The sequence below is a fragment of the Nonomuraea sp. NPDC050663 genome (genome assembly GCF_044456985.1).
In the GTDB taxonomy this organism is placed as follows: Bacteria; Actinomycetota; Actinomycetes; order Streptosporangiales; family Streptosporangiaceae; genus Nonomuraea.
Genome location: NZ_JBITGL010000008.1, coordinates 102,181 through 115,148, shown reverse-complemented (window position 1 = coordinate 115,148; position 12,968 = coordinate 102,181). Strand labels below are relative to the sequence as shown.

Here is a 12,968-nt window from a genome sequence, read left to right as displayed (position 1 = left end):
GGTCATCCTTCGGTCTTGCACGTCACCCAGCCGGTCGAGGCCGGTGTCGCCGGCTACGTGACGGCGGCCGCGCTCAGCCAGGCTCGGCGCGGGTGGACGGTCGCCGTCGCCTCGCCCACGGCCGGGTCGTTCGCCGAGCACCTGGCCCGCAGCGGTGTCGCCCACCACGCGTGGGAGGCTCACCGGTCACCCGCGACCGGCTGTCTGGGCGAGGTGCGCCGCCTGCGCCAGATCATCAAGGACGTCGATCCCGACGTGGTGCACCTGCACTCGGCCAAGGCCGGCCTCGTCGGCCGGCTGGCTCTGCGAGGACGCCGGCCCACCCTCTTCCAGCCTCACGGCTGGTCCTGGCTCGCGTGCACCGGCGGCATGACAAGAGCGGCCGTCGCGTGGGAGCGGGCGGCCGTCCGGTGGAGCACGGCCGTGGTGTGCGTGGGAGAGGGCGAGGCGGCCCAGGGCGCCGCGCAGGGATTGCGCGACCGGCTCGTCGTGATCCGCAACGGCGTCGACCTCGACCGTTTCACCCCTGCCGGCGAGGAGGCCAGGCTCGCCGCCCGCGACGCGCTCGGCATCCCGCCTCGGGCCCGCCTGGCGTTGTGCGTCGGCCGCCTGGCCCAGCAGAAGGGCCAGGACCTGTTGCTTCGGGCCTGGCCCGCCGTCCGCGACGGCCGGCCCGACACGCTCCTGGCCCTGGTGGGCGACGGTGAGCTCCAGCCGCTCCTGCGGGAGTCGGCGTCGCCTGACGTCCTGTTCGCGGGCGCCGTGGGCGACGCACGCTCGTGGTACGCCGCGTGCGATGTCGTGGTGATGCCCTCTCGCTGGGAGGGCCTGCCGTTGACCGCCCTGGAGGCCATGGCCATGGGCCGGGGTGTGGTCGCCTTCGACGTGCCCGGCCTGGCCGAGATCGTCCGACCGAGCACGGGCGCCCTCGTCCCGGCGGGAGATCACCAGGCGCTCGGCCGGGCGCTGCGGGAACGGCTCGACGATCCGACGATGATGTGGAACGAAGGCCAGGAGGCGGTGATCCGCAGCAAGAGCTTCGACATGGGAGTGACCATGGACCGCCTGGCGGACTTGACCATGAGGGTGGCCGGGCGGGCCTGACCCGCCCGGCCGCCGGCTACTCCACCATCTGCTTTCCGGCCGGGAACGGCTGCGGGGCGAGCCCCGGGACCGGCACCGGCGTGGCCTGCGAGCCGAGGGTGGTGTTCGTGGCGACGACGAAGGACAGCAGGTTCTCCCAGATCGAGACGATCCAGCCGAACACGCTGCTGGGTTCGGTCGCCACGGAGGTGATCGACGGCGGCAGCGCGACGGGGCTGTGGGGCGCCACGATCGACGGTGCCACGATCGACGGCGGAGCCACCGAAGGCACGACCACCGAAGGCACGACCGTTGGTACGGCAGGCGAGGGCACGATCGCCGACGGTTTCTCGCGCTCCGAGGCGAGCGCGGCCGACGATGCGCTCGGCCGCGGCACCCTGGGCGAGGGCACGGAAGGCGTCGCCGGTCGCTTGGACGGCTGGGACACGGCCGCCTCGCCCGTCTCCTTCTCGTCGGGTGACCGTACGGGTGAAGGGGCCGCGAGCGTCGGCGTGCGCGTTTCAGGCTTGGGAGCCTTGGTGGACGGCAGGACCGACGCCTCATCAGAGGGTACGGCGGTGGCCGAAGCAGTCGGGCTGATGGTCGGGCTGATGGTCGGGCTAACTGTGGGGCTGGCCGTCGGGCTGGCCGTCGGGCTGATGGTCGGGCTGGTGGTCGGGCTCATGGTGGGATCCGGCGTCACCGCGGGCGGCACGCTGGGGATCATGCGCTGTACGGCGGCGCGGAAGTCCGCCGACGAGCGCGGGTTGGAGGGGCACTGCCACACCCCGTGGGGGCAGTAGTCGGACAGCGAGTGATAGACGACGTTGTGCCTGTCGATCCAGTCGAGCATCTGGCGCACGTAGTCGGGCCGGTCGCCGAATCGGAACAGCCCCCACTCGGGGAACGACATGGGCTTGCGGTGAGCCGCGGCGAACTGGGCGTGATGCTGCAGGCCGTACGGCTGCGCGATGTAGTCCTGGAAGCTCTTGAACGGCGGCTGGTCGTAGTGGTCGAGGCCGATGATGTCGACGACGTCGTCGCCCGGGTAGCAGTCGGTCCACGGGATGGCGTCGCGGCCCCGGTTGGCGGTGAAGTCGAAGCGGAAACGCTGGCCGGGCACCGAACGCATGACGGTGACGATCCTGCGCCAGTAGGCCTTCCACGCGGTGGGGTCGGGGGCGCACCTGCTGGAGTAGGTGGTTCCGTTCATCTCCCAGCCCAGCACGATGATGGAGTCGCCGGCCTTGTCGGCGACCAGGCGGCGGGCCAGGTGCTTGAAGGTGAGGTCGAAGGCCCCGCCGGCGCCGGCGTTGAGCAGGACGGATACTGCGGCGTCCGACAGGCGCCCTTCGTTGGGCGCCACCATGGGGACGTTGATGGCGAGAATGCGGCCCGGTTTCTCGGCGCGCCAGCGCGTCCAGGGGCGCAGGATGAAATCCGGGCCGAGGAAGGCCGCCCAGGTCTCCCCCGGGATATAGGTGCGGCCGACCGTGACCTCGCGACCCAGCCAGCGCTCGAATCCCGGCAAGCGTGCCGTTCCGCGGGCGTCGGATCCGGTGAATACACCGAGTGCGGGCTCTGGCGTGAGATTGACGGGTTTCATTGGTTCGGCCTGCGCCCAGGAGTGCACGGCGAGGGCCGTCACCAGAACAGAAGCAGCCGCCGTGGCTCCTTTGCTCCAAGGCTTGTGAGGCTTGTCCATTTTCATGCTAATAACTCACCGTTCGCGCACGTCGCAGTATTGCTGAGTGGCTTATTCCCGCAGACGGTTCGCAAGAACATCAAATCTGTGCCGATGTTTCGCAAGCAATGCATAAGATGTCGGAGTTGGGGCGTTTTGCAAGATTTGTCGCATCGCATCGCGCCTTTGGGAAGCAGAGGTGGATAAATAGCGCCCTCATGAAAAAGGCCAGTCGGGACCCATGATAGGAAAGCTTGGTGAACGATTGCCTGCGTCCACAGACGACCAGAACTCCCGCCGTGGTGGTGCGGATGGATAACAATCCATTTCACCACGGCACCCTGGCCGCCATCCGCTCACTGGGCCGGCTGGGCGTCGACGTTCACGCTGTCATAGCAGAACCCTACGGCCCGGCCGCCCGGTCGAATTATCTCTCCTCGTGTCATAGCTGGCTCGATGCCCCGACGCGCGCGGAAAGCTTCCTTTCCACCCTGCTCGCCCTCGCTGATCGCATCGGGAGCCGGCCCGTCCTGCTCCCCATGGACGACATCACCGCGATCTACATGGCCGAGCACGCCAATGTCCTGACCAGCGGCTTTCGCCTTTCAGAACCGGCTGGGACACTTCCCGAGCAGCTCGCCAACAAAAGAACTCTGGCTGCCATCTGCGACGAGTTCGATATTCCCCATCCGGAAACGCGCGTCGTCGAAACGCCGGCCGACTGGCTGCACGTCGAACGCACCTATGACTTTCCCGTGGTGGCCAAGTGGGCCCAGCCGTGGAAGGTCGCCTTCGGCAACGGACTGCGCAGCACCTCCGTCATCGACTCACCGGCCGAGCTCCAGGCGCTGAAGGCCGTGGCCGCGCGCCAGGACAGCGAGCTCCTCCTCCAGGAGTACATCGCGCCCGCCCCCGGAACGGACTGGTTCCTCCACGGCTACTTCGGCGGTGACCCCTCGCGCGACTTCGTGGGCACCGGCAGGAAGGAGAGGTCTCACCCTCCGGCCGCCGGAATCACCACCCTCGGCCGGTGGCTGCCCAATCCGAAGATCGCGCGCATGGGCCGGAAACTGGTCGACGCCCTGCATTTCACGGGAATTCTGGATCTGGATTTCCGCTACAACCCGCACGACGGCGAATATTATCTGCTCGACTTCAATCCGCGCGTCGGGGCCCAGTTCCGCCTGTTCGACGACACGAACCAGGTCGACGTCATCCGGGCGGCCTATTTCGATCTCGCCGGACATCCCTGTCACCCGGGCGCCCCCTCTTATGGCCGCACCTATGTGGTCGAGAACTACGACCTGCTGAGAAATCTGGTGCGCGGGCAGAAACCTCGCGGGCCGAAAACTCCCGGCTGGTTCACCTCGGTGCGCCGGGCGGACGAACTGGCCTGGTACGCCTCCGACGACCACGAACCCTTTTTCGGCATGATCAGACAATCTCTCCTGCATGCCCTGAAACAGCGCCGATAAATGAAGGATCAGATGACGATGAACAATGTCGACGTAGCTGTTGTCGGCGCGGGCCCCTATGGTCTTTCTGTCGCAGCGCACGCGCTCGAAGCCGGCCTCGATGTCCGCGTCTACGGCAGGCCGATGAACGCGTGGGACAAGCACATGCCGGTGGGCATGCTCCTGAAGTCGGAACCGTTCGCCTCCCACCTCGCCGACCCCGCCCGCCGCTTCACGCTGGCGGCCTTCTGCGAGAGATACGGGTTTCCCTACGCCTACGCCCAGCCCACGCCCGTCGAACGATTCGTCGACTACGGGCGCTGGTTCGCCGAGCACAACGTGGGCGACCGGATCTCGCCCACCGACGTCACGAGCGTCGAGCGCGAGGGTGACCTCTTCCTCCTGACCCTGGCCTCGGGCGAGCAGGTGCGCTCCCTGTGCGTCGTCCTTGCCGTGGGCTTCCTGCCCTTCGCCCGCACGCCCGACTCGCTGCGTGGCCTGCCGGGGTCCCTGCTGGCCCACAGCAGCCAGGTGAACGACCTCAGCGAATACGCGGGGCACAAGGTGGCGGTGGTCGGAGCCGGGCAGTCGGCCATCGAGACCGCCTGCCTGCTCAAGGAGGCCGGGGCCCTTCCCCACCTCGTCGCCCGCACCGAGCGCCTGCTGTGGAACGCCACCCCCGTTCCCGATCGCGGCCCGCTGTCGCGTTTCCTCGCCCCCCAGTCGGGCCTCGGCACCGGCTGGCGATCGTGGATGTGGTCGGAGCGGCCCGAACTGGTGCGCCACCTTCCTGAGAAGACCCGCCACCACATCGTCCGCACCACCCTCGGACCCGCGGGCTCGTGGTGGCTGCGAGACCGCTTCGCCGGCGTCGAAACCATCCTCGGCGCCCAGATCATGCAGGCCGAGGCGCAGGACGGGGTGAGCCTGTCCTTGCAGCGGTCATCGGGCGGGGCCTCGCGGCTCCAGGTCGACCACGTCATCGCCGCCACCGGTTACGCCGTCGACATGCGCCGGATGGCGCTGTTGTCACCCTCGCTCCGTGACGCCGTGGATCACCGGCAGCAGCTGCCCGTGCTGGGCAAGCAATTCGAGACGTCCATCCCCGGGCTCTTCATGGTGGGGCTCGCGGCGGCCGCCACCTTCGGTCCCGTCATGCGGTTCGTTCACGGCTCCCGGTTCGCGGCGGCCACGGTCGCTCCCGCTCTTCTCGAGCGCGTGACCGGGGCGCGATTCCAGCGCGTCGTGCCCCTCCAGCGGGCCGTGCGGAACGGCAGCAGCGTTCGCTGAGGGAAGTGCCCGGGCGGGCCGGCGTCTCGTAACGACGGCCCGCCGCTTCGTGCGGCGCTCAGCGCACCTCGGCGATGAGCTCCACCTCGACCGGCGCGTCAAGCGGCAGCGAGGCGACGCCGACCGCGCTGCGCGCGTGCTTGCCCGACTCCCCGAAGACCTCCGCGAGCAGCTCGCTGGCGCCGTTGCCGACCGCGGGCTGCTGGGTGAAGTCCGGCGTGCTGGCGACGAAGACGACCACCTTGACGATCCGCGCGACCTGCGACAGCTCGCCCACGTTGGACTTGAGCGCGGCGATCGCGTTGAGCGCGCAGATGCGGGCCAGCTCGGCGCCCTCCTCCAGGCTGATCTCGGCGCCGACCTTGCCGGTCGCCTTGATCTTGCCCTCGACCATCGGGACCTGGCCCGAGGTGTAGACCAGGTTGCCGGTGCGCACGGCGGGCACGTAGGCCGCCAGCGGCGGCACGACCTCGGGCAGGGTCAGACCGAGATCGGCGACGCGCTCCTCGGGGGTGCTCACGCCTTCTCCCGCTTGAAGTAGGCCACGAGGTTGTCGCCGCTGGGGCCGGGCACGAGCTGGACGAGCTCCCAGCCGTCCGCGCCGAAGTTGTCGAGGATCATCTTCTCCCGGTGCAGCAGGACCGGGGCGACGGAGTACTCCCATTTCTTCATGTCGCTCAGCGTAGTGTGAGACAGGTCAAAGGCTCCTCTGAGGTTTCAGCAAGTGACCGTTCGGTAGCCTTCCAATCGTGGACCGCGATACGGATTGGGATGGCGTCCGACTGCACGTCGTCACTGGGAAGGGCGGCACCGGCAAGACGACCGTCGCCGCCGCGCTGGCCCTCGCCCTGGCCTCCGGCGGCCGCAAGGTGCTGCTCGTGGAGGTCGAGGGCAGGCAGGGCATCGCCCAGATCTTCGACCTGCCGCCGCTGCCGTACGAGGAACGCAGGATCGCGGTGGCTCCGGGCGGCGGCGACGTCTACGCGCTGGCGATCGACCCAGAAGAAGCCATGCTCGAATACATGGAGATGTTCTACGGCATGCGCCGCGCCGGTCGCGCGCTGACCCGGATGGGCATCGTGGACTTCGCGACGACGGTGGCCCCGGGCTTCCGCGACGTGCTGGTCACCGGCAAGACGACCGAGGCGGTCAGGCGCAAGGACCGGCACGGACGCCGTGTCTACGACGCCGTCGTGCTCGACGCGCCGCCCACCGGCCGCATCACGCGCTTCCTGAACGTCACCAAGGAGGTCGCGGGCCTGGCCAAGGTGGGGCCGATCAAGAATCACTCGGATCTGGTTTCGGGCGTGGTGAAAAGCCCCGAAACGGCCGTGCACTTCGTCACATTGCTCGAAGAGATGCCGGTGCAGGAGACGCTCGACGGCATTGCCGAATTGCGCGAGGCAGGACTGCCCGCCGGTGGCGTATTCGTCAACATGGTGCGTGAATCACAGCTTCCGCAGGCCGTTCTTGACACGGCTGTCAAGGGCCGATTCGACGTCGGCGAGCTCGCGCTGGGCCTCAAGGCGGCCGGGCTGGCCGACGGGCCGGCCGACGCCTCCAAGGCCGCGCAGGCACTCCTGGAGGAGATCGTCGAGCACGCCAGGCGCACCGAGCTGGAGCTCAAGGAGCGGGAGGCGCTCGTCGAGACGGGCACCCCGCGCTACGAGCTGAACCTGCTGGCCGACGGGGTGGACCTGGCCGGGCTGTACGAGCTGGCCGAGAGCATGCGCAACCAGGGGGCGGCGTGATTCGCAAGGCACCGGTTCTCGACGTCGACGCCATCCTCGACGACCGGGCGACCAGGATCATCGTGTGCTGCGGCTCGGGCGGCGTGGGCAAGACCACGACCGCCGCCGCCCTGGGGCTGCGCGCGGCCGAGCGCGGGCGGTGCGCCGTCGTGCTCACCGTCGACCCCGCCCGGCGCCTGGCCCAGTCGATGGGGCTCACCGAGCTCGACAACACCCCGCGCAGCGTCGCCTCGTACGACAACGGCGGGCAGCTGTTCGCGATGATGCTCGACATGAAGCGGACCTTCGACGAGATCATCGAGGCGCACGCCGATCCCGAGCGCGCCAGGCAGATCCTGACGAACCCCTTCTACCAGTCGTTGTCGTCGTCGTTCTCCGGCACGCAGGAGTACATGGCGATGGAGAAGCTCGGCCAGCTGCGCAGGTCGGGCGAGTGGGATCTGATCATCGTCGACACGCCTCCGTCGAGGTCGGCGCTGGACTTCCTGGACGCGCCCGAGCGGCTGGGGCGTTTCCTGGACGGGCGATTTATCCGCCTATTGACGGCACCTGCCAAGGCGGGAGGCCGCAGCGCCTTCAAGCTGCTCAACGCCGGCTTCGGCCTCGTCGCCGGGGCGATGACCAAGCTGCTCGGCGCCCAGGTCCTCAAGGACCTGCAGACCTTCGTCTCCGCCCTCGACGCCGTCTTCGGCGGCTTCCGCCAGCGCGCCGAGATGACCTACAAGCTGCTCCAGGCACAGGGAACAGCCTTCATCGTGGTCGCCGCGCCCGAGCGCGACGCCATGCGCGAGGCCGCCTACTTCGTCGAGCGCCTGGCCGAGGAGCGCATGCCGCTGGCCGGACTGGTGGTCAACCGCGTGCACACCTCGCCCGTCTCGGGCCTGTCGGCCGCCCGCAGCACGGCCGCCGCCGAAGACCTGGAAGCCCGCGGCGAGCACGAACTGACCGCGGCGGTGCTGCGCCTCCACGCCGGACGCATGCAGCTCGCCGCGCGCGAAGGGCGCGAGCAGGACCACTTCGTCTCCGCCCACCCCACTGTGCCGGTGGCCCAGGTGCCCGCCATGTCGCAGGACGTGCACGACCTCGACGGGCTCAGGGCGATCGGCGACCTGATGGCCAGAGCGTCCTGAGGCCCTCCGGGCACACCTGTACGGCAGGCGGATCGATGATCCGCCTGCCGTAACAGCGTGCGCAGAGGGTTACCCTGCGATCAGCTCGTTGGTCCGCTCGTACTCTTCCTTGGCGGCCTCGAGGAGCTCCCGCCAGGAGTCCACGTCAGGCCGACGCCGCAGCAGAGCTCGGCGTTCCCGTTCCGTCATACCGCCCCACACCCCGAACTCGATGCGGTTGTCCAGCGCATCGGCGAGGCATTCGGTACGGACCGGGCATCCTCGGCAGATTAGTTTCGCCCTGTTCTGGGCAGCTCCCTGGACGAACAGAGCGTCCGGGTCCGCACCCCGACAGGCGGCTCGGGAGGTCCAATCCGTGATCCACATGTTCGACCCCACTCCCCTTAGGTGGTCAGTCGTCAGTTGGGGCCGACGGGCGCGGGCGCCGAGCCTCCGTATTCAGTTGCCGCAGAGGAGAACGTACGCAACGGAGCGTTCTGGCCGACAGACCCCAGCGGACCAATTTTTCGACGGAGTGTTGACCGGGAATGACTAGTCACCCCCACCAGTCAAGGCGAAATGGGGTTCAGTTACCGATAAGGACACCCTTTCGACGTAACCTAGGGAACGTGCAAGCTCAGGGCAAAGATCGTGCGAACCCCGTCGTCAGCGTGACGCGGCTGCTTCTGGCAGCCGGCACGGCAGGTGTGCTGGCCGCGGCCATAGCCCTACCGCTCGTCGGCGGTGCGGGTCTCACGGTCAAGTCCAGCACCGAGGCGCTCAACCTCGAACCCGAGAACCTCGCCGAGCCGCCACTGAAGATGCTGACGATCCTCAAGGACGTCAACGGCAAGCAGATCGGGCAGTTCTACAAGGAGTACCGAATCCCGGTCGGGCTGGACAAAGTCTCCAAGGAGATGAAGGACGCGATCATCGCGATCGAGGACTACCGCTTCTACGAGCACGGCCCGATCGACATCGAGGGCACCGCCCGAGCGCTCCTCAAGAACGTCACCGGCGGCGGCGTGGTCCAGGGCGGATCCTCGATCACGCAGCAGTACGTGAAGCAGGTGCTCGTCAACTCGGCCGCCACCAAGGCCGAGGCCGAGGCGGCCATCGCGCCCACCCTGTCACGCAAGCTCAACGAGCTGCGCTACGCCATGGCGATCGAGGAGAAGTACACCAAGGACCAGATCCTGGAGAAGTACCTCAACATCTCCTACTTCGGCGCCGGCGCCCACGGCATCGAGGCGGCCGCCTACCGCTTCTTCGGCGTCAAGGCCGCCAAGCTCAGCCTCGTCCAGGCCGCGACCCTGGCGGCCGCCGTACAGAAGCCCGTCTCCACCGACCCGACGCTCGGCAACGACGCCAAGGGCCGCCTGCTCGACCGGCGCAACCTGGTGCTCGACACCATGGTCGTCCGCGGCAAGATCACCCAGCCCCAGGCCGACGAGGCCAAGAAGGCTCCCCTGGGCTACAAGAACACCCGCATCCCCGGCGGATGCGAGGAGAGCAAGTACCCGTACTTCTGCTTCTACGTCAAGAACGAGATCCTCGACAACGACGACTTCGGCAAGACGGAGAAGGAGCGCCTCGACTTCCTCAACGCCGGTGGCATCACCATCCAGAGCACGCTCGACCCCAAGATGCAGAAGGCGTCCGAGAAGGCGATCAGGAACTACGTCTCCAAGAAGGACAAGCCGGTCGCGTCGCAGGCCATGATCGTGCCCGGCACCGGCGAGATCCGCTCCATGGCGGCATCGCGCGAATACGGGCTCAACGCCAAGAAGAACCAGATCGCCTTCAACGTCGTCGCCGACAAGGCGCACGGCGGCGGGCGCGGCTTCCAGCAGGGCTCCACGGCGAAGGTGTACACCCTGGCCGCCGCCCTCGACGCCGGCATGAAGCTCAACGACGGCAACAACACCGGCCGCGTCTACTCCGTCGCGCCCTACCCCAACCGGGCGTTCGAGACCTGCGGCGGCAAGGCCACCGGCGGCGACGCGCCGCACCCCGTCGCCAACTCCAGCGAGGGCGGCGGCGGCTTCAAGACCCTCCAGACCGGCACCTGGGGCTCGGTCAACACCTTCTTCATGAAGCTCGAGGAGCAGGTCGGCCTCTGCCAGACCGTCAAGATGGCCAAGGACCTCGGCATCAAGCGCGCCGACGGCGGCAAGCTCGAAGAGGTCCCCACGTTCACGCTCGGCGTCAACGAGATGGACCCGGTCACCGTGGCCAACTCCTACGCCGTCTTCGCCGCCCGCGGCGTCTACTGCCGCCCCAAGGCCATCTCGTCGGTCACCGACCGCGACGGCAAGGTGATGAAGTACGGCAACAAGTGCAAGGAGGTCCTGGACGAGGAGGTCGCCGACGCGGTCAACTCGATCCTGTCCGGGGTCTTCACCAAGGGCACCATGTCGGGCGTGGGCGGCATCAACCGCGACGCGGCCGGCAAGACGGGCACCACCGACGGGTACACGGCCGCCTGGTTCGCCGGCTACACGCCCGACCTGGCCTCCGCCGTCTCCATCGGCGACCCCCGCGGCGCCTTCAAGCACGACCTCACCGGGGTGACGATCGGCGGGACGTACTACCCGTACGTGTACGGCGCTTCGATCTCCGGGCCCATCTGGAAGCAGTCGATGATGGAGGCGCTGGAGAACGTCGACAAGTCGTCGTTCTTCCCGGTGAACTCGGAGCGATTCGGCGGATGCTCGGACTACTGCGCGCCGAAGAAGCCGAAGAAGGACAGGGACGACGACGATCGGGGCAACGGGCACGGGAACCCGTTCGACGACATCTTCGGCAACCCTGGCGAGCAGGAGGAGTCACCGGAGGAGGGCGACTTCTAGGACGGCTTGGCCGGCCGGCTATGCCTCGTCGTGGCCGGTCGCGTCGGGTGGCCGGTCGTGGCTGACTCCAGCTGGCCATGGCTGGTTTGCCTCGCTGCGCCTCGCTGTGTCTCACTTTCGTCGCAGAGGCCTCCGCGCGTGTCGCGCGGAGGCCTCTTGCGTGCAAGGCGCCCGACTCGTCCACCCGAGCGGATCCGTCGCACGGCCCAGCAGACGCCAGGCGACGCCGTACGGCCTCCCTGCCGGGGAAGTGCCAGGTACGGCCCAGCCCGGCCGCGAACGGCGTCGTAGGGCCCTCTCCAGCGCAAGGCGTCCCCGTACGACCCAGCAGCCCGCGAAGGGGGGTGCGCCTACCCGGCAGCCAACCTGGCCTTCACCGCCTGGGCGACGCGCCCGCCCTCGGCCCGGCCCGCGACCTTCGGGTTGACGACCTTCATCACCTGCCCCATGGCCTGAGGTCCCGAAGCCCCGGTCTCCGCGATGGCCTCGTCGACCAGCCTGCCCAGCTCCTCGTCCGAGAGCTGCGCCGGCAGGTACTCCTCCAGCACCGCCTGCTCGTCCAGCTCGGCCTGGGCCTGCTCGGTCCGCCCGGCGTTCCCGAAGGCCTCCGCCGCTTCCCGCCGCTTCTTCGCCTCGCGGGTCAGAACCTTGATGATCTCGTCGTCCGACAGCTCCCTGGCCTGCTTGCCTGCGACCTCCTCCACGTTGATCGCCGCCAGTGCCATGCGGACGGTCCGCAGGCGAACCTCGTCGCGACTCTTCATCGAGGCCGACAGGTCGGCCTTCAGCTTGTCCTTCAATGCGCTCATGCGCTCCATCTTGCCGTCTCCACTTCGGGCATGATGAAGAGGTGAGGAAAGCAGCCGCGGTACCCCTGTCCCTGCTCGGTCTCGGCGTGGCCACCGTCGCCTACGCATCGGTCGTCGAGCGCAACTCCTTCCGCCTGCGCCGCTTCGACGTCCCCGTGCTGGCCCGGGGTCAACGCCCGGTGCGCATCCTGCACCTCACCGACCTTCACCTCACGCCCCGCCGTACGATGTTGATCAACTGGGTCCGGTCCCTGGGGGCGCTCGAGCCCGACCTGGTGGTCAACACCGGCGACTCGATCGCCCACGAAGACGCCGTCCCCGCCCTGCTCCACGCCCTGGAGCCCCTGCTGGGCCGTCCGGGCCTGTTCGTCTACGGCAGCAACGACCTCTACGCCCCCAAGCCGAAGAACCCCCTCCGCTACCTGTGGCGCACCTCCAGGGGCGACAACCGCCAGCACGTCCCGTCGCTCCCCTGGCGCGAGCTCGGCGCCGGCATGGCGGCCGAGGGCTGGCTCGACATGAACAACACCACGGCCCGCCTGAAGGTCGGCGACCTCGACGTGGCGGTGGCGGGCATCCACGACTCCCACATCGACCTCGACCGCTACGACCGGGTGGCCGGCCCCGCCCCTGCCGATGCGGACCTGCGCCTGGGCGTCATGCACTCTCCCGAGCCCCGCAACATGGACCGCTTCGCGGCCGACGGCTACCAGCTCCTGCTCGCCGGCCACACGCACGGCGGCCAGCTGTGCATCCCGTTCTACGGCGCGCTGGTCACCAACTGCGGCATCGACCGGGCGAGGGTCAAGGGCCTCAGCAGGCACTCATCGGCATGGCTGCACGTCTCGGCCGGCCTGGGGACCTCGCCTTACGCTCCGGCTCGGTTCGCTTGTTTCCCCGAGGCTTCGTTGTTGACCTTGGTGCCTCGCCGCTGAC

Annotated in this window: 12 protein-coding genes; 7 read left to right on the top strand and 5 right to left on the bottom strand. The window is 68.5% G+C overall.

The genetic code is table 11. From position 1 onward, the window contains the following. Positions 1-15: 15 nt before the first annotated feature. Positions 16-1,104: a glycosyltransferase gene (locus tag ACIBH1_RS25400; protein ID WP_397316403.1), complete on the top strand. Its 1,089-nt coding sequence runs from the start codon at positions 16-18 to the stop codon at positions 1,102-1,104. A gap of 16 nt (positions 1,105-1,120) precedes the next feature. Here the strand turns inward: ACIBH1_RS25400 and ACIBH1_RS25395 are convergent, their stop codons facing one another. Next, positions 1,121-2,614, bottom strand: coding sequence for a glycosyl hydrolase (locus ACIBH1_RS25395; protein WP_397316402.1), 1,494 nt, complete (start codon positions 2,612-2,614; stop codon positions 1,121-1,123). 410 nt (positions 2,615-3,024) lie between these two features. Here ACIBH1_RS25395 and ACIBH1_RS25390 point away from each other — a divergent pair, with 410 nt between their 5' ends. Both ACIBH1_RS25390 and ACIBH1_RS25385 read left to right on the top strand, forming a co-directional pair. Next, entirely contained in the window at positions 3,025-4,242 is a 1,218-nt protein-coding gene (locus ACIBH1_RS25390) for an ATP-grasp domain-containing protein (RefSeq protein ID WP_397316401.1), read from the top strand. Between the two features lie 12 nt (positions 4,243-4,254). Then, the gene (locus tag ACIBH1_RS25385) at positions 4,255-5,511 is read left to right on the top strand and encodes an NAD(P)-binding domain-containing protein (RefSeq protein ID WP_397316400.1); all 1,257 of its coding nucleotides are present in this window, start codon (positions 4,255-4,257) and stop codon (positions 5,509-5,511) included. A gap of 58 nt (positions 5,512-5,569) precedes the next feature. Here the strand turns inward: ACIBH1_RS25385 and ACIBH1_RS25380 are convergent, their stop codons facing one another. Both ACIBH1_RS25380 and ACIBH1_RS25375 read right to left on the bottom strand, forming a co-directional pair. Continuing rightward, on the bottom strand, positions 5,570-6,031 hold the full coding sequence (locus ACIBH1_RS25380; RefSeq protein ID WP_397316399.1) for a RidA family protein: 462 nt from the start codon (positions 6,029-6,031) through the stop codon (positions 5,570-5,572). Next, a complete protein-coding gene (locus ACIBH1_RS25375; RefSeq protein WP_397316398.1) occupies positions 6,028-6,183 on the bottom strand; it encodes a hypothetical protein in 156 nt (51 codons plus the stop codon). The genes ACIBH1_RS25380 and ACIBH1_RS25375 overlap by 4 nt, the downstream gene beginning before the upstream one ends. Positions 6,184-6,257: 74 nt before the next feature. Between ACIBH1_RS25375 and ACIBH1_RS25370 the strand changes: the two genes are divergently transcribed. Continuing rightward, positions 6,258-7,262, top strand: coding sequence for an ArsA-related P-loop ATPase (locus ACIBH1_RS25370; RefSeq protein ID WP_397316776.1), 1,005 nt, complete (start codon positions 6,258-6,260; stop codon positions 7,260-7,262). Further along, on the top strand, positions 7,262-8,392 hold the full coding sequence (locus tag ACIBH1_RS25365; RefSeq protein WP_397316775.1) for an ArsA family ATPase: 1,131 nt from the start codon (positions 7,262-7,264) through the stop codon (positions 8,390-8,392). Before ACIBH1_RS25370 ends, ACIBH1_RS25365 begins: the two co-directional genes overlap by 1 nt. A gap of 69 nt (positions 8,393-8,461) precedes the next feature. On the opposite strand, the gene ACIBH1_RS25360 is transcribed toward ACIBH1_RS25365, so the two are convergent. Next, positions 8,462-8,758, bottom strand: coding sequence for a WhiB family transcriptional regulator (locus ACIBH1_RS25360; protein ID WP_181610211.1), 297 nt, complete (start codon positions 8,756-8,758; stop codon positions 8,462-8,464). Between the two features lie 284 nt (positions 8,759-9,042). Here ACIBH1_RS25360 and ACIBH1_RS25355 point away from each other — a divergent pair, with 284 nt between their 5' ends. After that, complete coding sequence (locus tag ACIBH1_RS25355) at positions 9,043-11,223, top strand: transglycosylase domain-containing protein (protein ID WP_397316397.1); 2,181 nt, start codon at positions 9,043-9,045, stop codon at positions 11,221-11,223. A 350-nt stretch (positions 11,224-11,573) separates the two neighbouring features. Here the strand turns inward: ACIBH1_RS25355 and ACIBH1_RS25350 are convergent, their stop codons facing one another. Further along, complete coding sequence (locus tag ACIBH1_RS25350) at positions 11,574-12,032, bottom strand: GatB/YqeY domain-containing protein (protein ID WP_181610213.1); 459 nt, start codon at positions 12,030-12,032, stop codon at positions 11,574-11,576. Between the two features lie 41 nt (positions 12,033-12,073). Here ACIBH1_RS25350 and ACIBH1_RS25345 point away from each other — a divergent pair, with 41 nt between their 5' ends. After that, positions 12,074-12,967 carry a metallophosphoesterase gene (locus ACIBH1_RS25345; protein WP_397316396.1) on the top strand — a complete coding sequence of 298 codons (894 nt, stop codon included), beginning with the start codon at positions 12,074-12,076 and terminating at the stop codon, positions 12,965-12,967. The last annotated feature ends 1 nt before the right edge of the window (position 12,968 follow it).

Coding starts and splice junctions, on each gene's coding strand:
- ACIBH1_RS25360 (WP_181610211.1), bottom strand. CDS start 8,758: ATGTGGATCACGGATTGGACCTCCCGAGCCGCCTGTCGGGGTGCGGAC.
- ACIBH1_RS25375 (WP_397316398.1), bottom strand. CDS start 6,183: ATGAAGAAATGGGAGTACTCCGTCGCCCCGGTCCTGCTGCACCGGGAG.
- ACIBH1_RS25350 (WP_181610213.1), bottom strand. CDS start 12,032: ATGAGCGCATTGAAGGACAAGCTGAAGGCCGACCTGTCGGCCTCGATG.
- ACIBH1_RS25385 (WP_397316400.1), top strand. CDS start 4,255: ATGACGATGAACAATGTCGACGTAGCTGTTGTCGGCGCGGGCCCCTAT.